Origin of the sequence: Frondihabitans sp. PAMC 28766, from assembly GCF_001577365.1 — a bacterium.
Classification (GTDB): Bacteria; Actinomycetota; Actinomycetes; order Actinomycetales; family Microbacteriaceae; genus Frondihabitans.
The window spans coordinates 4,240,783-4,262,336 of sequence record NZ_CP014513.1 but is presented as its reverse complement, the minus strand read 5'-3'; the positions used below and the strand labels follow the sequence as shown (position 1 = coordinate 4,262,336).

Annotated in this window: 21 protein-coding genes and 1 pseudogene; 13 read left to right on the top strand and 9 right to left on the bottom strand. The window is 69.8% G+C overall.

Annotated features, from left to right (window positions below):
• The first annotated feature begins 55 nt into the window (after positions 1 to 55).
• From AX769_RS20305 to AX769_RS20275, 7 genes are all read left to right on the top strand, one after another.
• On the top strand, positions 56 to 1,615 hold the full coding sequence (locus tag AX769_RS20305; RefSeq protein ID WP_066282776.1) for an ABC transporter substrate-binding protein: 1,560 nt from the start codon (positions 56 to 58) through the stop codon (positions 1,613 to 1,615).
• Between the two features lie 7 nt (positions 1,616 to 1,622).
• Entirely contained in the window at positions 1,623 to 2,735 is a 1,113-nt protein-coding gene (locus AX769_RS20300) for an ABC transporter permease (RefSeq protein ID WP_082763970.1), read from the top strand.
• A gap of 1 nt (position 2,736) precedes the next feature.
• Complete coding sequence (locus AX769_RS20295; RefSeq protein WP_066282775.1) at positions 2,737 to 3,648, top strand: ABC transporter permease; 912 nt, start codon at positions 2,737 to 2,739, stop codon at positions 3,646 to 3,648.
• Entirely contained in the window at positions 3,645 to 4,484 is an 840-nt protein-coding gene (locus tag AX769_RS20290; protein ID WP_066282772.1) for an ABC transporter ATP-binding protein, read from the top strand. Before AX769_RS20295 ends, AX769_RS20290 begins: the two co-directional genes overlap by 4 nt.
• Positions 4,481 to 5,344 (top strand): ABC transporter ATP-binding protein, encoded by an 864-nt coding sequence (locus tag AX769_RS20285; protein WP_066282769.1) that lies wholly within the window; start codon positions 4,481 to 4,483, stop codon positions 5,342 to 5,344. Before AX769_RS20290 ends, AX769_RS20285 begins: the two co-directional genes overlap by 4 nt.
• A 212-nt stretch (positions 5,345 to 5,556) precedes the next feature.
• The gene (locus AX769_RS20280; RefSeq protein ID WP_239451873.1) at positions 5,557 to 7,242 is read left to right on the top strand and encodes an FAD-dependent monooxygenase; all 1,686 of its coding nucleotides are present in this window, start codon (positions 5,557 to 5,559) and stop codon (positions 7,240 to 7,242) included.
• The gene (locus AX769_RS20275; protein ID WP_066282767.1) at positions 7,235 to 8,584 is read left to right on the top strand and encodes an LLM class flavin-dependent oxidoreductase; all 1,350 of its coding nucleotides are present in this window, start codon (positions 7,235 to 7,237) and stop codon (positions 8,582 to 8,584) included. The genes AX769_RS20280 and AX769_RS20275 overlap by 8 nt, the downstream gene beginning before the upstream one ends.
• 15 nt (positions 8,585 to 8,599) lie before the next feature.
• On the opposite strand, the gene AX769_RS20270 is transcribed toward AX769_RS20275, so the two are convergent.
• The gene (locus tag AX769_RS20270; RefSeq protein ID WP_066282764.1) at positions 8,600 to 8,890 is read right to left on the bottom strand and encodes a hypothetical protein; all 291 of its coding nucleotides are present in this window, start codon (positions 8,888 to 8,890) and stop codon (positions 8,600 to 8,602) included.
• 599 nt (positions 8,891 to 9,489) lie between these two features.
• Between AX769_RS20270 and AX769_RS20265 the strand changes: the two genes are divergently transcribed.
• Complete coding sequence (locus AX769_RS20265; RefSeq protein WP_239451872.1) at positions 9,490 to 10,959, top strand: MFS transporter; 1,470 nt, start codon at positions 9,490 to 9,492, stop codon at positions 10,957 to 10,959.
• Positions 10,960 to 11,033: 74 nt separating this feature from the next.
• On the opposite strand, the gene AX769_RS20260 is transcribed toward AX769_RS20265, so the two are convergent.
• The 6 genes from AX769_RS20260 to soxR all read right to left on the bottom strand — a co-directional run bounded on the left by AX769_RS20260 (position 11,034) and on the right by soxR (position 14,744).
• Complete coding sequence (locus tag AX769_RS20260) at positions 11,034 to 11,678, bottom strand: MOSC domain-containing protein (RefSeq protein WP_082764128.1); 645 nt, start codon at positions 11,676 to 11,678, stop codon at positions 11,034 to 11,036.
• Between the two features lie 275 nt (positions 11,679 to 11,953).
• Positions 11,954 to 12,667: a GAF and ANTAR domain-containing protein gene (locus tag AX769_RS20255; RefSeq protein WP_066282760.1), complete on the bottom strand. Its 714-nt coding sequence runs from the start codon at positions 12,665 to 12,667 to the stop codon at positions 11,954 to 11,956.
• A 40-nt stretch (positions 12,668 to 12,707) separates the two neighbouring features.
• Complete coding sequence (locus AX769_RS20250; protein WP_066282754.1) at positions 12,708 to 13,394, bottom strand: GAF and ANTAR domain-containing protein; 687 nt, start codon at positions 13,392 to 13,394, stop codon at positions 12,708 to 12,710.
• A gap of 38 nt (positions 13,395 to 13,432) precedes the next feature.
• A complete protein-coding gene (locus tag AX769_RS20245) occupies positions 13,433 to 13,792 on the bottom strand; it encodes an antibiotic biosynthesis monooxygenase (protein ID WP_066282752.1) in 360 nt (119 codons plus the stop codon).
• A gap of 57 nt (positions 13,793 to 13,849) precedes the next feature.
• On the bottom strand, positions 13,850 to 14,278 hold the full coding sequence (locus tag AX769_RS20240) for an acyl-CoA thioesterase (RefSeq protein ID WP_082763969.1): 429 nt from the start codon (positions 14,276 to 14,278) through the stop codon (positions 13,850 to 13,852).
• Between the two features lie 4 nt (positions 14,279 to 14,282).
• Positions 14,283 to 14,744 (bottom strand): redox-sensitive transcriptional activator SoxR, encoded by a 462-nt coding sequence (soxR, locus tag AX769_RS20235; RefSeq protein ID WP_066282749.1) that lies wholly within the window; start codon positions 14,742 to 14,744, stop codon positions 14,283 to 14,285.
• Positions 14,745 to 14,861: 117 nt separating this feature from the next.
• On the opposite strand from soxR, the gene AX769_RS20230 reads away from it, so the two are divergent.
• The gene (locus tag AX769_RS20230) at positions 14,862 to 15,485 is read left to right on the top strand and encodes a superoxide dismutase (RefSeq protein WP_066282746.1); all 624 of its coding nucleotides are present in this window, start codon (positions 14,862 to 14,864) and stop codon (positions 15,483 to 15,485) included.
• Positions 15,486 to 15,616: 131 nt separating this feature from the next.
• Here the strand turns inward: AX769_RS20230 and AX769_RS20225 are convergent, their stop codons facing one another.
• Positions 15,617 to 16,534, bottom strand: a complete 918-nt coding sequence (locus AX769_RS20225; protein WP_066282743.1) for an SMP-30/gluconolactonase/LRE family protein — start codon at positions 16,532 to 16,534, stop codon at positions 15,617 to 15,619.
• A 512-nt stretch (positions 16,535 to 17,046) separates the two neighbouring features.
• Here AX769_RS20225 and AX769_RS20220 point away from each other — a divergent pair.
• On the top strand, positions 17,047 to 18,018 hold the full coding sequence (locus AX769_RS20220) for a type IV toxin-antitoxin system AbiEi family antitoxin domain-containing protein (RefSeq protein WP_066282740.1): 972 nt from the start codon (positions 17,047 to 17,049) through the stop codon (positions 18,016 to 18,018).
• A 92-nt stretch (positions 18,019 to 18,110) separates the two neighbouring features.
• Here the strand turns inward: AX769_RS20220 and AX769_RS20215 are convergent, their stop codons facing one another.
• A complete protein-coding gene (locus tag AX769_RS20215; protein WP_066282737.1) occupies positions 18,111 to 19,382 on the bottom strand; it encodes a Gfo/Idh/MocA family protein in 1,272 nt (423 codons plus the stop codon).
• 252 nt (positions 19,383 to 19,634) lie between these two features.
• Between AX769_RS20215 and AX769_RS20210 the strand changes: the two genes are divergently transcribed.
• The 3 genes and pseudogenes from AX769_RS20210 to AX769_RS25805 all read left to right on the top strand — a co-directional run.
• A complete protein-coding gene (locus tag AX769_RS20210) occupies positions 19,635 to 19,889 on the top strand; it encodes a GntR family transcriptional regulator (protein WP_204249263.1) in 255 nt (84 codons plus the stop codon).
• A gap of 63 nt (positions 19,890 to 19,952) precedes the next feature.
• Positions 19,953 to 20,423 carry an LLM class flavin-dependent oxidoreductase gene (locus AX769_RS26145; RefSeq protein ID WP_204249261.1) on the top strand — a complete coding sequence of 157 codons (471 nt, stop codon included), beginning with the start codon at positions 19,953 to 19,955 and terminating at the stop codon, positions 20,421 to 20,423.
• Positions 20,417 to 20,983 (top strand): annotated as a pseudogene (locus AX769_RS25805) (hypothetical protein); the annotation flags it as partial. The gene AX769_RS26145 and the pseudogene AX769_RS25805, both read left to right, overlap by 7 nt.
• Between the last annotated feature and the right edge of the window lie 571 nt (positions 20,984 to 21,554).

Sequence of the window (21,554 nt, the reverse complement as noted above, 5' to 3'; positions counted from 1 at the left end):
CGCGGTGCACCCGAGGTCGTTACCCCCGCACGACCCCCGCCGCCAGGGAGAACCAGTGAAACTCACACCCCCGATTCGCTCGCCGAGAGCCAGGGTCGCAGCCGTCGCCGCGTCGCTCGCCGCCGTCACGCTCGTCCTCGCCGGCTGCACCACGGCCTCCGGCACGACGTCTAGCACGGGTGCCGCGTCAGGCGACAACGGCACGCTCAACTGGGCGTCGGCGCAGGATCCCACGAGCTGGGACCCGGTGGTCAACGGCTCCGGTGCGACCTTCCGCGTGACCCAGCTGGCCTACGCCTCGCTGACCAGCACGAACACCCAGGGCGAGGCCGTGCCGGCTCTCGCGAAGAGCTGGAAGTACAACTCGGCAGGAACCCAGGTCACCTTCACCCTGCGCTCCGGCCTGAAGTTCTCCGACGGCTCTGCCCTGAACGCCACGGCGGTCAAGGACTACCTGCTGCGCGCGCAGAGCCAGAAGACGTCGGCGCTCGTCGGCGAGGGCATCTCGGTGATCAAGTCGATCGACACTCCGAGCGCCACGAGCGTCGTGCTCAACCTGAGCCAGGCCGACTACCAGCTGCCCCTCGTGCTCGCCGAGCGTGTCGGCCAGATCACCAACCCGAAGTACACCACCGCCGAGCTCAACCAGAAACCCGAAGGCGCGGGCCCGTTCAAGGCAGTCACCGTCGAGGCGGGCGCCAAGGCGACGTTCGTCAAGAACCCGTACTACTGGGACGCGAAAGACATCCACATCAAGAACGTGACCGTCTCGTTCGGCATCGACCCGACCCAGGTCGTCTCGGGCATCCAGAGCGGCGTCTACAACTTCGCCGACCTGGCGACGAGCCAGGCGAAGTCGGCCAAGGCCGCCGGCCTGGACGTGGTCGACCAGCCCGGCTTCAACGCGAACAACCTCAGTGTCAACACGTCGATCGCGCCCTTCAACAACCCGAAGGTGCTCGAGGCCGTGAACTACGCGATCGACCGCCAGCAGATCGTGAGCCAGGCCGACTTCGGCTACGGCACCCCGGCGTACGAGCCCTTCCCGAAGGGCTACATCGCCTACAACTCGAGCGTCGCGAACAAGTATCCGTTCAGCGTCTCGAAGGCGAAGGCCCTCTTGGCAGCGGCGGGTTACCCGAAGGGCTTGTCCGTGACGCTCACCGTCGGCACCGCCGTCGGCACAGCCGAGAACGAGCTGCTCCAGGCGCAGCTGAAGGCCGTCGGCATCGACGCGACCCTCAAGGTCGACCCCAACTGGGCGACGTCGTTCTTCGCCAAGAAGCTGCCGATCTCGACCTACGGCACCACCGGTCGCGACTCGCCGGTGCAGACGCTCCAGGCGCACTTCGGTGCGGCGGGCGCGCTCAACCTCAGCGGCAAGGACGGCGGCACCGCCTACGAGGCGGCCGTCGCGAAGGCTCTGGCCACCCCGCTGAACTCCGCCGACTACCAGAAGAACATCCAGGCGGCCACCGCGGCCGGCATGGCCACTACCGGTCTCGTCTTCACCGACACGGTGCCGAATCTCTTCGTCAAGTCGAAGTCGGTCTCGAGCATCCCGAAGATCCCGGCGAAGATCACCTGGACCGGCGTCACCATCTCAGGGAGCTGATCGAAGCATGGCCACAGGCACCGAGATCGAAGTGAGACGGGTGGCGGTCGCGCGTCGGCGCGAGCCACGCACGACGGGCTCCCTGCGCGCACGCCGCGAGATCGAAGTGAGACGGGTGGCGGTCGCGCGTCGGCGCGAGCCACGCACGACGGGCTCCCTGCGCGCACGCCGCGTGGGGTTCGCGATCCTGCGCCCGTTCCTGGTCTTCATCCCGGTGTTCCTGTTCGGCACCTTCATCACCTTCCTGCTGGGCACCCTGTCGGGTCTCAACCCGGCCTACGTTCAGCTGGGCGACGCGGCCACGCCTGCCGCCGTCGCCCGGCTGAACCACCAGTACGGGCTCGACCGGCCGTTCATCGTGCAGTACTGGAACTGGTTCACCGACCTGCTGCACGGCTCGCTCGGCCAGAGCTGGGTCGACGGCATCTCGGTGTCGACCCTCATCGGGCAGCGGATCGGCATCAGCCTCTCGGTGGCGGTGCTGGCCCTGATCATCGGCGTCGTCGTCGGGGCGATCCTCGGCACGCTGGCTGCGCTCTTCCGGGCCTCGTGGCTCGACCGCACCGTGACGGCCGTGACGTCGGTGATGGCGTCGATGCCGCCCTTCACGGTCGGCGTGATCCTGGTCGCGGTGTTCGCGGTGCAGTTCAAGATCCTGCCGTCCGCCGGCTACGTGTCGCTGCACCAGGGCTTCAGCATCTGGTTCAGTCACATCATCCTGCCGGCCATCGCCCTCAGCTTCGACATGATCACCGGCGTCGCGAGGCAGCTGCGGGCCGGGCTCGTCACGACCTACGGCCAGAACTACATCACCGGCGCCATCGTGCACGGGCTCAGCCCGCGCCGCATCTTCTTCACGCACGTGCTCCGGAACGGCGGCGGCCCCGCGCTGGCCTACGTCGGGCTCACCTTCCCCACCCTGCTCGGCGGCGCTGTCGTCACCGAGTCGATCTTCGGGCTCGCAGGCTACGGCGTCTTCGCGTCGACGTCGGCCCTCCACGGCGACGTGCCGAGCGTCGAAGGGGTGCTCGTCGTCTCCATCGTCATCGTGGTCGGCTTCAACCTGCTCATCAACATCGCCCTCAACCGCATCGATCCCGCCGCGAAGAGAGGGGTCTGACATGTTCGGCCGACTCATCCGCCTGCCGTCGTTCTGGGTCTCCGCCGGCATACTGCTGTGCATCCTCTTCCTCGGGGTGTTCGGCAAGCTGCTCGCGCCCGACAACCCGCTGACCGGCGGCACGCCGATCCTGGCGTCGCCGTCGGGCGCGCACTTGCTCGGCACCGACTACCTCGGTCGCGACGTGCTCTCGCGCATCCTCGCCGGCGCCCCGGTCAGCGTGCTCAGCGCGTTCGAGGTCGCGGCGATCGCCCTCATCGTCGGCACGATTCCGGGCCTCCTCTCGGTCTACCTCGGACGCGTCTTCGAGTGGTTCACCCTCCGCATCATGGACACCCTGATCGCCCTGCCCTTCCTCGTCTTCGCGGTCGCCATGACGGCGCTTCTCGGCAACGGGCTGCAGCAGGCCATGCTGGCCGTCGGGATCCTGCTGGCCCCGATGTTCTACCGGGTGTCGCGAGCCGCCGCCTTCTCGGTGTCGAGCTCGCAGTACGTCGAGGCGGCCGTGCTGAGCGGCGCCTCCACCTCGTGGGTGCTGCGCCGCCACATCGGACCGAAGGTCATCGCGCCCGTCGGCATCGCCTTCGCGAACGCCACCGGTGTCGGCCTCGTCATCGTCGCCAGCCTCACCTTCCTCGGCATCGGCGTGCAGCCGCCCGCTCCCACCTGGGGCGGCCTGCTCTCGAGCGACCTCGGCTATCTGTCGTATCAGGCGTGGGCGCCGGTCTTCCCCGTCGTGCTGATCATGCTGACCGTGCTGGCGCTCAACCTCATGGCCGACGTGCTGCGTGACGTCTCGGGCGAGTCGGGCCGGATCCTGCTGCGTCGCCGCGAGATCAGGAAGCGGCGGAAGCGGGCCCTGCATGGCGCCCGCGTCAACCCCGCCGTCGCCGGGAAGGCAGGATCACGATGACCACCACCCCACCCGTCCTGGCAGTCGACCAGGTGCGCATCTACAACCACCTGCAGGACTCCACCACCGTCGAAAGCGTCTCGTTCGAGCTGCGCGCCGGTCAGGCCCTCGGCATCGTGGGGGAGTCGGGGTCGGGCAAGACGATCACCTGCCGTGCCCTCCTCGGCATCCTGCCCGAGCTGTTCGAGATCGAGTCGGGCAGCATCACGCTCGAAGGGCGCGACACCGCGACGCTCTCGCGCAAGGAGTGGACCGCCCTGCGCGGCTCGACGATCTCGGCGGTGTTCCAGGACCCCGCGACCTACCTCAACCCGTCGATCCCGGTGGGTAAGCAGGTGGCCGAGGTGCTGCGTGTCAAGAAGAAGCTGTCGCGGGCCGACGCCAAGGCGCAGGCGATCGAGTTGCTCGACCAGGTCAAAATCCGCGACCCCGAGTACGTCTACTTCCAGTACCCGTTCGAGCTCTCGGGCGGCATGCTGCAGCGCGTGCTCATCGCCTCGGCCGTGGCCTGCGAGCCCGCCGTGCTGATCGCCGACGAGGCGACGACCGCTCTCGACGTGACCGTCCAGGCGGAGATCCTCGACCTGCTCACCGACCTGAAGGATCGCCTCGGGCTGGCCCTGATCGTGGTGTCGCACGACCTCGCCGTCGTCGCCGAGCTCTGCGACGAGGTGCTCGTGATGCGCGAAGGGCAGGTCGTCGAGCAGGGGCCGACAGCCGAGATCCTGTACTCGCCTCAGCACCAGTACACCCGGCTGCTGCTCGACGAGCACCACCGGTTCGGGCTCGAGCGGTTCCTCCGCCACCCGGTCGGCGAGAGCGAGGCGTCGGCATGAGCGCGGCACCCGGCCTCGCGGCGCCCGTCCTCTCGGCACCCGTCCTCTCCGTGCAGGGCCTCCAGGTCGCCTACGGCCGGGGCTCTCGCCAGAAGCAGGTCATCTTCGACGCGTCACTCGAGATCGCGAGCGGCGAGGTCATCGGCCTCATCGGCGAGACCGGGTCGGGCAAGTCGACCCTCGCGCGCACGGTGCTCGGTCTCGTGAAGGCCACCGGAGGCACCGTCACGTTCGGCGGGCGAGACCTGACGTCGCTGACGCCCGCGCAGTGGCGCGAGTTCCGGCGCACGGGGGCGCTGCAGTACGTCTTCCAGGATCCGATGCGCTCGCTCGACCCCGAGTTCACGATCGAACAGTCCATCGCCGAGCCGCTTGTCAACGCCGGCGGCCATTCGGCGGCCGAGATCGCGAGCCGCGTGCGCGAGTACCTCGCCCGGGTGCACCTCGACGAGAGCCTCCTGCCGCGCCTGCCCGGGCAGGTCTCGGGCGGCCAGCGCCAGCGAGCCGCGATCGCCCGGGCGCTCGTCACCGAGCCTGCGCTGCTGATCCTCGACGAGCCGGTGTCCGCGCTCGACTCGGCCAACCGCGTGCAGATCCTCGAGCTGCTGCAGGGGCTCGCCGGGCCCTCCGTGTCACTGCTCTTCATCTCGCACGACCTCGGCTCGGTCGCGGGCATCACCGACCGCGTCGTGGTGCTCTACCAGGGCCGCATCGTCGAGGTGAACGAGACCGACCTGATCATCAACGAACCGAAACACCCCTACACGCAGTTGCTCGTCGGCTCGGCGCCGACCCTCGGTGGCGCAGCCAGCGCCCGCGCCACCCGCGACGCCCTGCGCGACCGCGTCGAGATCGAGTAGCCCACGCAGCCGCCCCGTCCGGGGCCCGCCCGGCCCGCGCTGAGAAAACAGGAGAATCGTATGGGCACCACTGACACGGCGCACGCCGACGGCCGCCGGGTCGACGTCGTCCTGATTCCCCGACAGGGGCCGCCGCCCGTCGACGTCGACGTGCTCGTCGTGGGGCCGGGCCGTCCGGGCTCGCCACCGCCATCGAGCTCGACCGCCACGGGGTGGACGTCGCCGTGGTCGACGCCGCGACCGAGTTCACCCTCATCCGCGCCGGCGCCTTCGGGCACTCGCCGCGCACCGTCGAGTTCTTCCGGCGCTGGGGCGTGGTCGACCGCATCAAAGAGGAGTGGACCTTCCCGCCCGAGTGGAACAAGGGCACTCTCTTCCTCACCTCTCTGGTGGGCCATCGCCTGCGCGGCACGACGACCCGTAGCTTCGGCAAGGGCGTGGGTGGCGCGCACTCGTTCGAAGACGGGATCCGGCGGCCTCAGACGGTACTGCAGAAGGTGTTCCTCGAGAAGCTGGCGTCGCGCGGCGTGCCGGTCAGCGGCGGCTGGCGCGTGAGCGCCGTGGACGACGACGGCGCAGGAGTCACGACGCGCGTGCGCTCGGAGGCGACCGGCGACGAGCGCGACATCCGCTCGCGCTACGTCGTCGCGGCGGACGGCTCACGCAGCACCGTGCGGCAGCTCGTGGGCGTCGAGCGATCAGGAGAACACGCGACCGAGCGCCACTTCCGCGTCGTCGTCCGCGTGAAGGGCCCGCTGCCGGCGCGGCTCGAGCCCTACCCCAGCGCGACGAACATCATTTTCAACAACGAGTACTCCGGTTTTCTCGCCGCCCTCGACGCGACCGACTGGCGCATCCACTGCGGCCCGTACGCCCTCGACCACCGGCCGACCGACGACGAGTTCCTCGCCGTGGGGAGGGCCGCGTTCGGCTTCGACATCGACCTCGAGGTGGTGTCGATCACCCCGTTCTTCAAGAGCACCAGGATCGCCGACGAATTCGTGCGCGGGCGGGTCGCGCTGGTCGGCGACGCGGCTCACATCCGGGCACCGGGCGGCAATCTGGGTCAGGGCTTCGGCGACGTGTTCAACCTCGGCTGGAAGTTGGCGGCGGTGCTGCGCGGCACCGGCGGCGAGGCTCTGCTGCACTCGTACCACGAGGAGCGCCACCTCCACGATGCGCGGGTCTCGGCCCACGCGCTCGCGTCGAGCCGCGCCTCCGACGCCGCGTGGCAGCGGGTGCGCGCCCTCGGCGTGCCCGACGACTCCGACACGAGCGACGAGGCGGCGCGAAAGCGCGCGGAGATGGGCGACATCATCGCGCGCCACGACGGCCCGGCCGTCGGCGTGGACCTCGACGAGCGCTACGACGAGTCGAGCGTCGTCTGGTACGAAGACGGGCAGACGGCGTCGGATCCCGCCTGGGACCCCTTCCGGTACCTCCCCGAAGGCCGCCCGGGCCACCGTGCCCCGAACGGCAACGTCGACCCCTACGGCGACACCCTCTACAACCGCATCGGCGCGAACACGGCCCTGCTCGTGCTGACCCGTGACCTCACGCTCGTCGAGCCGTTCGTGTCGGCCGCGGCCGCGCGGGGCATCGCCCTCGACGTCGTCTACCTCGACGAGAGCGACGCGCGCGAGGCCTACGGGGCCGACTTCGCGCTCGTTCGGCCCGACCACCACGTGGCCTGGCGCGGGGCGGCGCAGGATGCCACGGATGTCGGCGCCGTCCTCGACCGGGCGTACGGGCGGGTGCGAGCCGTGTCGTCGGGCCCTGCCGACCCGTCGGCTCCTGCCGACCCGTCGGCTCCTGCTGACCCGTCGGCTCCTGCCGCCTCGAACGGCCCCCACGAACCGGAACCCGAACTGCAATTCGAAGGAGAACGACATGACTGACACGCAGCTGCATCTGGGCGTCGTGCTGACCGGCGCCGGCGGCCCCGGCCACCCGAACACCTGGCTCGACCCCGACCTGCCCGTCGATTCGAGCGTCAACGTCGACTGGTACATCGAGTACGCGCGGCTCGCCGAGAGCGCGAAGTTCGACCTGGTCTTCATCGTCGACAGCCAGTTCATCACCCCGAACTCGCCTCCCCACTACCTCAACCGCCTCGAGCCGCTGACGCTGCTGTCGGCGCTCGCCGTCACGACGAAGCACATCGGGCTCGTCGGGACCGCGACCACGTCGTACAACGACGCCTTCAACCTCGCTCGCCGGTTCGCCTCCCTCGACCTGATCAGCCGCGGGCGCGCCGGATGGAACGTGGTCACCTCGGGCGACGCCGGCACGGCGGGCAACTACGGTCGCGACGAGCACTACGACTACGACACCCGGTACGGGCGCGCGCAGGAGGCCCTGGAGGTCATCCAGGGGCTGTGGGACTCGTACGAGGACGACGCCTTCCCGCGCGACCGCGCCTCGGGCGTCTTCTTCGACCCGACCAAGCAGCACGCGCTGAACCACGAGGGCACCTACTTCCCCCGCGTCGTGGGCCCGCTGAACATCGAACGCTCACCGCAGGGGCAGCCGGTGATCTTCCAGGCCGGCGACTCCGAGCAGGGCCGCGACCTGGGCGCCGCGTTCGGCGAGGGCATCTTCACGCACGCGGTCTCGCTCGCCCAGGCGAAGGCGTTCCGCGACGATCTGCGCTCTCGTGCGACCGCGAAGGGCCGGGACGCCGACGAGCTTCGCATCATGCCCGGCATCGCCGTGTTCGTCGGCGACACCGACGACGACGCCCGCCGTCTCGAGAGCGAGGCCCAGGCTCTCAACTACAGCTTCGAGCGCGCCCGAGCCGAGCTCGGGCGCCCCTTCGGCTGGCACGACTTCAGCCAGTACGACCCCGACGCGGCCTTCCCCGACGTGCGCGACGTCGCAGCGCTGAGCTTCAAGACGCAGGCCGACAGGATCACCGACGACGCCCTGCGCGAGGGCCTCAGCCTCCGCCAGGTCGTCGAGCGGTTCGCCGCGCCGAAGCCCGGCATCTTCGTCGGGACTGCGGCGACGGTCGCCGACCGCCTCATCGAGTGGTTCGAGGGAGGCGGGGTCGACGGCTTCAACGTGCATGTCGAGCACCCCGCGCAGTTCCGGCGCTTCGTGGCCGAAGTGGTGCCGCTGCTGCAGGATCGCGGCGTCTTCCGTCGCGACTACGACTCGTCGACCCTGCGCGGCAACCTCGGCATCCCCGTGCCCGTCAACCGCCACACGGCCGCGCGGCTCGCCCCCGCGGGGGTGTAGCCCTCGGGCCCCTTCTCAGATGTGGGCGGGGCCGTGCCTGTTCACAGGGCTTTGCCTGTTCACAGGCACGCGAAGCTCGAGGTTGGCGCGGAGGGTGTCACCCTCGTACTCGGTGCGGTAGACCCCGCGATCCTGCAGCCTCGGGATCACCTCGCTGCGGAAGCGCTCGAAGTCGGCGGGGTACTGCAGGAAGAGATTGAAGCCGTCGGCGCCACCCGAGCGATACCAGCGCTCGATCTCGTCGGCGACGGTGTCCGCGGTGCCGACGAACGTTGCCCAGTGGTTGGCGGCCTGGAGGTCGAGCACCTGGCGGAGGGTCAGGCCGTCGAGTCGCGCCTGCTCGACGACGTCCGCGGCGCCGAGCTTCAGCAGGCGGCGCGGAACGCTCGTGGATTTCAGGATCGCCCGCGGGCCACCGGTGCGTCAACGCGACAGCTGTCGTTCTGACTCGGGCGTCACATTCCGCGCGCCCAGCCCGCCCTGCGAACGGGTGATCGCCTGCTTGCCTGCTTGCCCGCCCGCCCGCTGGCAAAACCGGAGATCGCGTCGCCCGTCGGCAGATCTCGCCGCCAGCCGGAGCTGCCGCTGCGCTTTCTCCTGTTTTTTCGACCGAGGTGGGCCCGCCGCCGGGCACGCTGCAGGGGCTCCCGAGCGCTCGGCTGCACCCTTGTCTCGGCGTCGTGCGGGCACCTCGGCGAGACCACGAAGCTCTCGCGGTCGCGATCCCCGTTGGCAAAACCGGAGAATGCGCCGCCCGACAACGGGCTCCGGGGGTGGCCCGCGCCGCCGCAGTTGTTTCTCCGGTTTTGCCGACGGAGGCCGCCGGCGGGGCACTCGTCGAGGCGGTAGTTCGGCAGCCGAACGACCTGAGCGCCCCCGGGCCGGCCGGGTGCACAATCGAACGAGTGACCGTCGCTTCGTCCACCTCGCCCTCCCGCACCCTCCCATCGCGCTACACGCACAAATACGGCATCCTCGCGATCTGCTGCATGAGCCTCTTCATCGCGTCGATGGACGCGACGGTCGTGAACGTCGCGCTGCCCTCGATCGGCCGCGAGCTGCACTCGACGATCTCGGGCCTGCAGTGGACCATCGACGGCTACACGCTCGTCATCGCCAGCTTCCTGATGCTCTCGGGGTCGACCGCCGACAAGTTCGGGCGCCGGCGCGTCTTCCAGATCGGGCTGACGGTGTTCGTGATCGGGTCGCTGCTGTGCAGCCTGGCGCCCAGCGTGCCGATCCTGGTGGCCTGTCGGATGCTGCAGGCGATCGGCGGCTCGATGCTGAACCCCGTCGCTCTGTCGATCATCTCGGCGACCTTCACCGATGCCGGCCAGCGAGCTCGCGCCGTCGGCGTGTGGGGCGCCGTCGTCGGCATCTCGACCGGCTTCGGGCCGCTGATCGGCGGGGCTCTGACCGACAGCGTCGGGTGGCGTGCCATCTTCTGGATCAACATCCCGATCGGCATCGCCGCCATCGTGCTGACCTTCGCCTTCGTGCCCGAGTCGAAAGGTGGCCGAGCCCGCAAGTTCGACCCCGTCGGCCAGCTTCTCGTCATCGTGCTGCTCGCCTCCGTCGTCACGGGGCTGATCGAGGGGCCGCGCTTCGGCTGGGGGTCGCCGTTCACTATCGGCCTGTTCGCACTCGGGGCGGTCGCGCTGTTCGTCCTCTACCGGTACGAAGGCGCTCGCGATGATCCGCTGCTCGACTTCCGGTTCTTCACGAGCATCCCGTTCTCGTCGGCGATCATCACCGCGGTCTGCGCGTTCGCAGCCCAGGGAGCCTTCATCTTCATCACGGCTCTCTACCTCCAGGAGGTGCGCGGGTACTCGCCGTTCCAGGCCGGGCTCCGCACGCTGCCGCTCGGGGTCGCACAGCTGATCTGCGCGCCTCTCGCCGGGCGGCTCGTGTCGAACACCGGCACTCGGCGGCCGCTCGTGCTGGGCTCCGCGTCGCTCGGTGTCGGCGCGATCCTGCTGCTCACGACGGGTGCGACGACGCCCGTCCCCTTCCTGCTCTTCACGTACCTGCTGATCGGCGCGGGCCTCGGTCTCATCAACCCGCCGCTCACCAACACCGCGGTGTCGGGCATGCCCCGGTCGCGGTCAGGATCGGCAGCGGGGGTGGCCTCCACATCGCGCCAGACGGGAGTGTCGTTGGGGGTGGCGCTCGCCGGCACTCTCACCGGCGTGAGCGGCGCGGCCACCGTCGGCTCGAACTTCTCGATGGCTGCGCACTCGATGTGGTGGGTGATGCTCGGGTTCGCGCTGGTGATCATGGCGCTCGCCTTCCTCGCCGACTCGGGCGCGGCGAAGCGCTCGACCGACCGGATCGCGCAGCTGCTCACCGACAAGCCCGTGGCAGCCAAGGGCTGAGGCCACGCGCACGCCGGGTAGAGGTCAGGTGCAGGCCGGGCGCGAGCCGGGTGCAGGCCGAGTGCGAGCCGGGCTCAGGCCGACAGACGCGCGGCCGCTCGCGAGGCGGCGTCGAGCACGGGCTCGGCCACTCGCCCACCCGCGGCCGCCCCAGCCAGGAGGCGCTGAGCCGCAGCCGCTGTGAGCCCGCCGAAGACGTCGCCGATCGTGACCCCGTGAGCAGGGCGATCCGACACCAGGATGCCGTCCCCCTCGGCCACGGCCCCGGCCCGCACCACCCGCAGGTAGGCACCCGGCCGGCCCTCCGCCGTGAACCGCTTGACCCACTGCTGCTCGCCCATGCGCCGCGCGAAGGTGCCGCACGGCGTGCGCGGCATGGTCACCTCGAGGATGAGCTTCTCGCCGACGTGCCAGCGCTCGCCGATCACGGCGCCGGTGACGTCGAGACCCTGCGTGCGGAGGTTCTCGCCGAACAGTCCCGGCTCGACGACCCGGTCGAGGAGGCCTTCGAAGTGAGCGGCGTCTTCGTCGGCGAACGCGTAGACGGCCTTGTCGGTCCCGCCGTGATGCGTGCGGTCGGCCTGGACGTCGCCGTAGAGGCCGAGCTTCTTGACGAGCACCGGTTCGTCGAGTGGGCGTTTGTCGATGGCCGTGACGCCGACCGTGCCCGAGTCGGGCATCAGCTGGGCGACACGGCAGACGGAGCTGATCTGAGCCATGACACCCATGGTGCCACGCCGGTCAGAGCGCGGGGTCGCCGGTCGAGTCGTCGAGGTAGTCGTCGATGTCGAGACTCTCGACGTGGTCGGGCTCGGCCGGGTCGGGGATGGGATCGGGGGTGATGCGGGGTGACATCGTGGCCTCCTGAACTAGGGAACGAGGAACCACCGGGGCTGGGGAGGCGCGTTTGACCTCGTAAACGCTAGACGCGGTCGCCTCCGTCGGCAACCCGTTGCGCGAAGAACGTCGATGTGCGGGGCTCGTGGCCCGCGCTTCAGACCGTGAGCGAGCGCCGCACGATGCCTTCGGCGACGTCGGACAGCCGCACGCGGTTGGACCGCGCGTACTCGCGGATCAACCGGAAGGCGGCATCCATGTCGATGTCGTGCGTGTACGAGATGACGCCTTTGGCCTGCTCGATGATGATCCGGCTGTCGAGGGCGCGCTGCAGCTGCTCGCGGGCTACCGAGGTCTCGCGGAGCGCCCGCTCCTGCAGGATGCTGATGGTCGCCACGTCGGTCAGCGCCTGGATCGCGACGGTGTCGCCCTCGTCGAGCGCACCGGGCACTTCACTGAAGAGGTTGAGCGAGCCGAGCGACGTGCCGCGGAGGCGCAACGGCACGGCGTGCACCGATTGGTAGCCGGATTCGACGCTGCGGGCGGCGAACGTCGGCCAGCGCCTCGTGATCTCGGCGGCGTCGACCACCGTGACGACCTTGCTCGACGTGTAGGCCTCGACGCACGGGCCCTCGTCGGCGCCGAGCTGCAGGAGGCCGACGAGGCGACTGCGCTCGCTGGTGGAGACGACCACCTCGAGTTCGCCGGTCGACGAGGCCAGGAGGATGCCGGCGTCCTTCGCGGGGAAGAGCACGGTGCAGCGGTCGACCAGTGTCTGCAGCAGGTCGAGCACGTCGAAGCCCACCACCAGGGAGTCCGCGAGGGTCACGAACGTCTCGAGCAGCTGCGCCTCTCGGCTGGACTCGGTCATTGCTGCATCCTACGCACGCCGAAGGCGGGCATCCGGGGAGTCATTCGCTGAAGTCCAGCCGCCGCGCGACCACGTCGGCCGCGATCTCGCGGAGGGGAGTGTCGGTGGCGAACGCGTGCCCGCGGAGCACCAGGAGGGCGTCGTCGACGTCGACCGTGAGCTGCGCCGACACCATGCCCGAGGCCTGGTGCACCTCGCGGCGGGAGTACCGGTCGACCTCCTCGAACGCGCTCGGGGCCAAGGCGGCGACTGCCCGGTGCAGCACGTGCCGGGCGGCCACGTTCGCGAGGGTCGAGGCGTCGGAGACCTCGTCGTCCGACAGCTTTACGGGCTTGTCGGCGTACAGATCGACGGCGCCCATGCCGAGACGGCCGTAGCTGAGCGGGAACGCGAAGACGGCCTCGAGGCCCGTCTCGCGAAGGGCCGCCGCAGCCACCGGCCAGCGGTCGTTGGCGACGGTCTGGACATCGAACGCGAGCACGGGCGCATCGGTGACGAGGGCGTCCCAGCAGGGGCCCTCGCCGAGGTCGATCTGGATCTCGTCGAGGCGCGCGGCACGTTCGTCGCTCGAACACACCGTAGCGCTGCCGAGCGGGTCGCCCAGGGTCGAGACGGACGCACCGGCGACCGGCAGGGCCCGGAGAAAGGGCCCGCACAGGTCGGCGCGGGGTGCCGCCGCCTGCGAGAGCGTCGACAGAGCCGCCAGGAATTCGCCGCGATCACTCACGGTGCAAGACTACTTCGGGTGTGTGTGCCGGGACGGAGCTAGAGCTCGACGACCTCGAACTCGAGGAGGTCGGCGCCAGTCGCGACGGGGCCCTGGGCGCCCTCGCCACCGTGGTGGGCGCCGTCGGCCGGAGTGGCGGCCGCGTGAGCGCCGCCGGTGGGCGCGCCGTGGCCGTGGGCGGCTTTCGCGCCGTTCGCGGCCCAGTCCTGGAAGCTCTCTTCGGTGTCCCACGTGGTCACGACGAAGTAGCGGTCGTCGCCCTTCACCGGGCGCAGCAACTGGAAGCCCTCGAAGCCCTTCGAGCCGTCGACGGAGTGCTTGCGCGCCGCGAAGCGCTTCTCGAGCTCGGCTCCGTGGCCCTCGGGGACGTGGATGGCATTGATCTTGACGACGGACATCAGGCTTCCTCTGCAGACGGGGGCGGTCGAACGAACTGTATCCGGCTTGGCTCGGTGTCACCTCATGGTGTCGGGGATGCGGTCGCGGTCGTACGTGATCGTCGTGTACCCGTGCGGCAGGGGCACGCCCTCCGGCGACAGGTTGACCATCACGATCTTGTCGACGGTCAGGATGCTCTGGCGCGTCACCATGTTCCGCACCTCGGCCCGCATCGACAGCGAGGTGCGGCCGAAGTTCGTCGCGCGCAGACCCATCTCGATCAGGTCGCCCTGCTTGGCGCTCGAGACGAAGTTGATCTCCGACATGTACTTGGTCACGACGAAGCCGTTTCCGAGCTGCAGGATCGCGTAGATGGCCGCCTCCTCGTCGATCCAGCGCAGCAGAGACCCTCCGAAGAGCGATCCGTTCGCATTGAGGTCTTCGGGGCGGACCCACTTGCGCGTGCGGAAGGTGATCTCGTCGTCGGGGGTCGCTTGTCCTGACATGTACTCAGGCTAGCGGTCGACCCGGCTGGACCCGCTGCGGGCCCGCTCCCTGGACCGCGAGTGTGTCGTCGGGGTTCAACAGCGAGCAGGTGCCGAGCGAGAGGCAGCCGCAGCCGATGCAGTCGGTGAGCTTCTCGCGCATCCTGGCCAACTCGTCGATCCTGCTCTCGACCGTCGCGTTCCAGGCGGTCGAGATCGTCTGCCAGTCGGCTCTGGACGGCGGCCGGTCGGTCGGCAGCGCCTCGAAGGCGATCGCGATGTCGGCGAGGGGGATTCCGAGCTGCGCGCCGAGACGCACCATCGACACGCGACGAAGGGCGTGGCGGGCGAACAGGCGGCTGCCGCCCACCGTGCGGGTGGAGTGCACGAGCCCCTTCTGCTCGTAGAAGCGTATGGTCGCAACAGTGGCGCCCGAGCGCCGGGCGACCTCGCCGATGGTGAGGGTGTCTTGGCTGCTTTTCGTCACCTGTCGTCCAATTGCCTAGTGAATCCTTTGTGAATCCGCATGAATGCTGGACATCGCTTGACCTCAAGCGCACTTGAGATCCTAGGCTGGAATCACAATCGAGAGAAAGCGACAACCGTGGCTGAATACACCCTGCCCGACCTTCCGTACGACTATGCGGCTCTTGCTCCGCACATTTCGGCTCAGATCATGGAGCTGCACCACGACAAGCACCACCAGACCTACGTCACCGGTGCGAACACCGCGAACGCGCAGCTCGCCGAGGCCCGCGAGTCGGGCAACCTCGGAGGCGTCAACAAGCTCGAGAAAGACCTGGCCTTCAACCTCGGCGGCCACGTCAACCACTCGATCTTCTGGACGAACCTCTCGCCCGACGGCGGCGACAAGCCCACCGGCGACCTCGCCTCGGCGATCGACGACCAGTTCGGGTCGTTCGACAAGTTCACCGCGCACTTCACCGCCACCGCTCTCGGCGTGCAGGGCTCCGGCTGGAGCGTGCTCGCGTACGACGTCCTCGGCCAGAAGCTCAGCATCTTCCAGCTCTTCGACCAGCAGGGCAACGTCCCCTTCGGCCTCGTGCCGCTTTTGATGCTCGACGTCTGGGAGCACGCCTACTACCTCGACTACAAGAACGTCCGCGCCGACTACGTCAAGGCGTTCTGGAACATCGTCAACTGGGACAACGTCCAGGCCCGCTACACCGCAGCAGCCTCCAAGACCCAAGGCCTCCTCGTCTTCTAGGTTGTCGCGTTCCTGCCACGTCAGGATCCTGCGCCCGTCGCCCTCACCGGCGACGGGCGCTTTGCCGTGCGCGCGTACTTTCGCTGTGCGTGTTCTTGCTCGGCCCTGGGCCGAAGCCCTCGGCCGCGCGGTCAGCGGGGCAGGTGCGCGTCGCGGGTGAGAGTCTCGATGCGGTAGAGGCCGGTCGTTGCCGTGACGAAGAGCGTCGTCCCGTCGGGGCCGCCGAAGCACAGGTTCGCTGTGACCTCGGGAACCTCGATGCGGCCGAGCTCGTCGCCCTGGGGCGAGTAGACGACGACGCCGCCCCCGCACGACGACCACACGTTGCCGCGCTCGTCGACGCGGATCCCGTCCGGGCCGCCGGGGCGAGGAGTCGCGAAGACGCGGCAGCCGGTGGCCACCGGGGTCTCGGCGGTCTCGCCCCGACCCGGTGCGACGTCGTAGGCCCGGATCAGGCGCTCGTGGCCGTCGGAGTCGACGACGTAGAGCACGCTCTCGTCGGGTGAGAAGGCGAGACCGTTGGGGCGAACCGCGTCGCGCACGATCGGCACCGCCTCGGACGCCGCGCCCGGTGCAGGCCGGGCCACTCGGAACACCCAGTGATCGCCGTACTCGAGCTCGCCGGGGTGGCCCTCGAGCGGCTGCGTGATGCCGTAGTCGGGGTCGGTGAACCAGATCGCGCCGTCTCGCGCCACCACGATGTCGTTGGGCGAGTTGAAGCGGTGGCCCTGCCATTGCTCGACGACCGGCGTGACTACTCCGTCGCGGTCTCGCTCGACCCGGCGACGGCCGTGCGAGCACTGCAGCACGCTGCCGTCGTGGTCGAGGATGCGGCCGTTCGTGAACTCCACGCCGCTTTTGTAAATGGTCGTCTCGCGGCTGGCCCACGACCACTCGAGGATGCGGTCGCCCTTGATGTCGCTCCAGCGGAGGGACTGGCGGTCGGGCAGCCAGACGGGGCCTTCGGCCCAGGTCGAGATCTGCGACAGCATCTCGAGCGAGGCGCCCTCCGGCAGGAGGCCGAGGGTGGTCAGGGCGGTGCGGGTCATGGGCTCTCCTTCGAACACCCTCGACGCTACCGTGCCGCCGGGGCTGCCGCTTTTGGTCCTGCCCCTGTCGGCAAAACAGGAGTTCGCGCGGGGCGCCGCTCGCTTCGCTGGCGGCCCCAGCCGCGCGGGGCGCGAACTCCTGTTGTGCCGTCAGGGCGGGCCGCACTGCGGCGCGGAGGAGGGTGCTTCGGGGTGTGCAGCTCTCCCGTGAGAGGGGCGGCCGGAGGTGGCTCCCGCGCCGGCGCGGGCCGCCGGGCGGGCCCCTCTGCTGGCGAACCCTCGTGCCCGGGCGGGCCCCTCTGCTGGCAAAAGAGGAGTTCGGGGGTGGCGGCGCCGGGCGGCGGCCCGCGCGCGACGCGCGCCGCCCGAACTCCGGTTTTGCCGACGCGTGGAGCGACCGCGGTCGCGCTCCGCGCGCGTCCTGTCCTCCACATGCCGCCTCGCGTAGCGAGTTCTCCACAGATTGCCGAAGTGGCCCTCGCCGCACCGCGAATCCAGCGATCCTTGTCGCCATGACCAGCATTCACGAGTGGGTTGCCGAGGCAGGCGGGCTGCTGCACAAGCGCGATCTCGTCGCCCGAGGGGCCGGCGACCGCGACCTCACGCGAGCCGTACGAGAGGGCGAAGTGCGGAGACCCCGGCGGGGGTGGTATTCGACCTTCTCGCCCGACGACTTGCGTTTTCGAGCCGCTCGCGCCGGTGGGCGCCTCACCGGCCAGGCCGCTCTCGAAATCTTCGGGGCGTGGACCTGGAATCGCGCGTCGACTTTCTCGGTGTCTGTGCCGGCCCACTCGTCGCGCCTGACAGTCGACCGGAAGGCCGTCGTCGCCTACGACCCGCCGCGGGTCGAGCGCCGCGGCACTGCCAGCGTGGTCGATCCGCGCGACGCACTCGTGCGGGCCCTCGCCGAGGTCGACTTCGAGTCGGCGGTGGCTCTCTGGGATTGGGCGCTGGCGTGCGAGTGGTTCAGCGAGAGCGCCCTCGACGAGGTGGCAGCACTCCTCCCTCTCGATCGGCGGGGGATCGCAGAATGGGGCGACGCAGGATCCGACAGCGTCATCGAGAGCGTCGGTCGCGTTCGTCTCCTCCGCGAGGGTCACACGATCGTGACCCAGCACCCCGTTCCGGGCGCGTCCAAGGTCGACCTCGTGGTCGACGGCACTGTCGCGATCGAGCTCGACGGGCGGGAGTTCCATCAGGACCGCTTCGAGTCGGACCGTCGAAAGGACCTCGCGATCGTGCGGCAGGGCTGGTTGGTCCTGCGGGGCAGCTATTCTATGGTCCGGTACGAGTGGGCGAAGATCCTCGCGGCCGTTCGGTCGGCGCTCGAGCTGCATGTCAGGCCGCTGTCACGGTGGAACGAGGCACGACGGTCGATGCCGCCGGCCGTGACGACCTGGCCTCGACCGCAGGGCAGGCGACGGCTGTGGCGGTGCCGAGCGTCCGCCGGGCTGCGCCGGGTGGCGGAAGGGCTGGGCGCGTGAGCCGCGGAGGACGTCCTCCCGAGCGGGGCGCAGGAGGTCTTCGCGTGAGCGGTGCGGGCATCGCTCGTCGCGAGGCCGGACCGGCTCGGGGCTCAGGCGGGGATGGGCGTCCAGGCGGCCGAGGCGGCCGAGGCGACTACGGCGTCGATGATCCGCGCCGCGCGGAGGCCGTCGGCGAAGGTCGGGAGGCCGTCCGGGGGCTGGCCTCCGGCCTGTGCGGCGCGAACGGCCGCGTAGGTGTCGGCGAGGAAAGCGGCGAAGGCGTCGGGGTAGCCCTGCGGGTGCCCTGCGGGCACGAGGTCGAGGCGGGCCTGGTCGGGCGCGACCGCCCCCGAGGCGCGGTCGAGCAGCCGCGCTCCCTCGTCGGTGCCGATCCACACGGTGTTGGGGTTCTCCTGGTCGAAGACGGCGCTGCCGCGCGACCCGTCGATTTCGACCCAGAGGCGGTTCTTGCGCCCGGCCGAGACCTGCGAGATCACAGTGTTCGCCGTGATGCCCGAGGCCGTGCGGAAAGTGGCGACGGCGGTGTCCTCGGTCGTGACCTCGATGCGATCGGGCTCGCCGTGCGACGCGCGCTCGCCGTGCGATGCGGGCTCGCCGTGCGATGCGGGCTCGCCGTGCGACGCAGACGCAGACGACGCGGCCCCGGCGAAGGACGATGCCGCATACCCGCCGGCGCCCGCCCCGAACGACGGGCCCATCGGCCGGGGCCGGGTCGGATAGACAGTCGTCATCACCGCCGAGACGCTTTCGAACCGCTCGCCCGAAATGAACTCGGCGAGGTCGCACCAGTGCGATCCGATGTCGGCGAAGGCGCGCGACGTGCCGCCGGCCGCGGAATCCACTCGCCACGACGACGACGACGGGTCGAGCAGCCAGTCCTGCAGGTACGAGCCGTGCACGAGCACGACCTCGCCGAATTCGCCGGCCTGTCGGCGGGCCCGCAGCTCGCGCACGAGCGGGTGATAGCGGTAGGCGAACGGCACGGTCGCCACGACCCCGGCGGCCCGGGCTGCCGAGGCGAGCTCGAGGGCCTCGGCCGCGCCGAGCGCCAGCGGCTTCTCGCAGACGACGTGGATTCCGGCGCGGATCACGGCCAGCGCGTACGCGTGATGCGTCGCGTTCGGGGTGCAGATCTGCACGACGTCCGGGCGATCGGCGAGCAACTGGTCGAGCGACGCGTAGCCGGAAGGGACACCCCAGGCGGCAGCGAACTCGAGCGATTTCTCGGGCGAGGATGCGAGCACGCCGGAGACGACGGATCCTGCGTCTCGAGCGGCCCGCCGATGCACTGCGCCGATCATTCCCGTGCCGATGATGGCCACTCGCAGGGCGGAGGGAGTGGTCGGCGAGTCGCTCGGCATGGTTCTCCTTGATAGCAGGCGCCGGCTTGCCCGGCACTGCACTGTGCCGGCCGTCGTCTGATTCGATCTTGGTCAGACTTCTGACGACTGTCAATCAAAAGTACCGATCGAAACGCCAGAAGTGGGCGAGTGGCTGTCACAGGCACGCGAAGCGATGACGTCACACGCCCGTCAGAGTGGGCGAAACACCAGCGCGCTTGAACTTGCCCAGGAGCTATTTCGATTACTGCCGTTCGGACCGGAGCCCCTCGCGTGATCACTTCACCTATCAAACCCACCCACTCGCGGCGACCACCCGACAACCAGACCCGCCGCGCCTTCGAGATGGTGCGCTCGCTCATCCGTTCCGGGGTGCTCGTCAACAGCGAGCAATTCGTCGAGGACGAGCTCGTCAAGAGGTTCGATCTGCCTCGCGTCAGCATCCGCCAGGCGCTCGTGCAGCTTGCGATCGGGGTGCTCGTCATCCGTCAGCGCCACGTCGGCACCCGCGTCAGCTGCTCGTCCTGACAGATCAGGGGCAACAGCGAGATCGCCCTGAAGCACGGGCGCTACGCTCCGAAGCTCGACCCGGTGGTCGCCGCGTCGACGCTGGCCCACGCCACCGAGCACATCGGCATCATCTGCACGGCGTCGACGACGTTCGACAACCCGTACCGGCCGGCCCGCCAGTTGGCCACGCTCGACCACCTCACCCGCGGCCGCATCGGCTGGAACATGGTCACCTCGTCAGAAGACCGTGCATCCCAGAACTTCGGCATGGACAAGCTGCCCGAGCACGACCTCCGCCACGAGATGGCGAACGAGTTCACGGAGGCGGCCGAAGCCCTCTGGACTCGTGAGAGGAGGATGCCATCGTCGCCGACCCCGAGACCGGCTACTACGCCGACTACACCAAGGTGCACCGCGCCGACTTCGAGGGCGAGTTCTACAAGACTCGCGGGCCGCTCAACGTGCCGCGCTCGCCATAGCACTACCCGGCCTACTGCCAGGCCGACGGGTCGCCTGCGGGCCGGGACTTCGCGGCCGAGCACACCGACCTGATCCTGGACATCCCCAATGGGGCCGCGGGCATGAAGGAGTTCCGCGACGACATTCGCCGCCGTGCCGAGGGATTCGGGCGCGACCCCGACGAGATCAAGGTGTTCTTCGTGATCCTGCCGCTGATCGCCGACACGATAGGGCACGCCCAGGAGATGTCGGAGGCCTGGAACGCTCGGGGCGGGACGAACTTCGAGATCTCGATGTCGCACGTCGAAGCGACGCAGGAGATCGACAGGTCGCAGTTCGACCTCGACCAGCAGCTGCCCACCGGCGTGTCGACCAACGGGCACCAGTCGACCCTCGAGAACACGAAGGGTGCCTGGGGCGATAGGACGATCCGCGAAGCCGCGTCGGGTGGGCGCACCTCGTCGGTACCGCTCATCGGCATGGCCGAGTCGGTGGCCGACGAGATGGAGGCGATCATGGCCGAGGTCGGCGGCGACAGCTTCCTGATCCACAACCAGTCGCTCAGCCGTACGTACACCGCCTCGATCATCGACGACCTCGCCCCGGCGCTCAAGCACCAGCTGCTGCGCGACAGCCAGCGCGACATGGGCTGAGCCCGCGGGCTCGTCCTCCCTCCCGAGGCCGACGGCTCTCGTCCCGGCGCTCCAGACCGTGGGCGGGGGCATTCTGCGTGCGCGGTGGTCGCTCCGGTCGGCAAAACCGGAGAAACCCCTCTGCGCGAAGCCCGTGCGGCGATAGTTGGCAGCGGTCGGGCAGAGAGTCCGATTTCTCCAACAGGGCGCGCCCAGGCGGGCCCGGGGGCTGCGCCACACCGGAGGCAAGGGCGGGGCGCCGTGGCGCGGGTGGCGTGCGGCGGGTGGCGGGTGGCGTGGGGCGGACGAGCGTGTTGCGCCTGGGCAGTCTTGTTGGCAAAACCGGAGTATTCACGCGGCGGAGACCTGGGGGTGGAAGCCCCGAAGGCGCTGCCCTGGAATCTCCGGTTTTGCCAACGTCGGGAGCGGGCCGGGCGGCCCGGAGGCGGAGCGGGACGACGACGGGGCGGGAAGCGGAGCGGCCGGGCGGGAAGCGGAGCGGCCGGGCGGGAAGCGGAGCCGCCGGGTGGGGCGGGGCGACGGGTGGGGCGGGGCGACGGGAGCAGAGGGGCGGGGAGGGGCGGGGCGGCGC

Excerpts from the sequence above, each read along its gene's own strand:
- AX769_RS20215 (WP_066282737.1), bottom strand. The coding sequence starts at position 19,382 with ATGCCGAGCGACTCGCCGACCACTCCCTCCGCCCTGCGAGTGGCCATC.
- AX769_RS20275 (WP_066282767.1), top strand. The coding sequence starts at position 7,235 with ATGACTGACACGCAGCTGCATCTGGGCGTCGTGCTGACCGGCGCCGGC.
- AX769_RS20290 (WP_066282772.1), top strand. The coding sequence starts at position 3,645 with ATGACCACCACCCCACCCGTCCTGGCAGTCGACCAGGTGCGCATCTAC.
- AX769_RS20285 (WP_066282769.1), top strand. The coding sequence starts at position 4,481 with ATGAGCGCGGCACCCGGCCTCGCGGCGCCCGTCCTCTCGGCACCCGTC.
- AX769_RS20260 (WP_082764128.1), bottom strand. The coding sequence starts at position 11,678 with ATGGCTCAGATCAGCTCCGTCTGCCGTGTCGCCCAGCTGATGCCCGAC.
- AX769_RS20220 (WP_066282740.1), top strand. The coding sequence starts at position 17,047 with ATGACCAGCATTCACGAGTGGGTTGCCGAGGCAGGCGGGCTGCTGCAC.
- AX769_RS20295 (WP_066282775.1), top strand. The coding sequence starts at position 2,737 with ATGTTCGGCCGACTCATCCGCCTGCCGTCGTTCTGGGTCTCCGCCGGC.
- AX769_RS20255 (WP_066282760.1), bottom strand. The coding sequence starts at position 12,667 with ATGACCGAGTCCAGCCGAGAGGCGCAGCTGCTCGAGACGTTCGTGACC.
- AX769_RS20225 (WP_066282743.1), bottom strand. The coding sequence starts at position 16,534 with ATGACCCGCACCGCCCTGACCACCCTCGGCCTCCTGCCGGAGGGCGCC.
- AX769_RS20300 (WP_082763970.1), top strand. The coding sequence starts at position 1,623 with ATGGCCACAGGCACCGAGATCGAAGTGAGACGGGTGGCGGTCGCGCGT.
- AX769_RS20245 (WP_066282752.1), bottom strand. The coding sequence starts at position 13,792 with ATGTCCGTCGTCAAGATCAATGCCATCCACGTCCCCGAGGGCCACGGA.
- AX769_RS20240 (WP_082763969.1), bottom strand. The coding sequence starts at position 14,278 with ATGTCAGGACAAGCGACCCCCGACGACGAGATCACCTTCCGCACGCGC.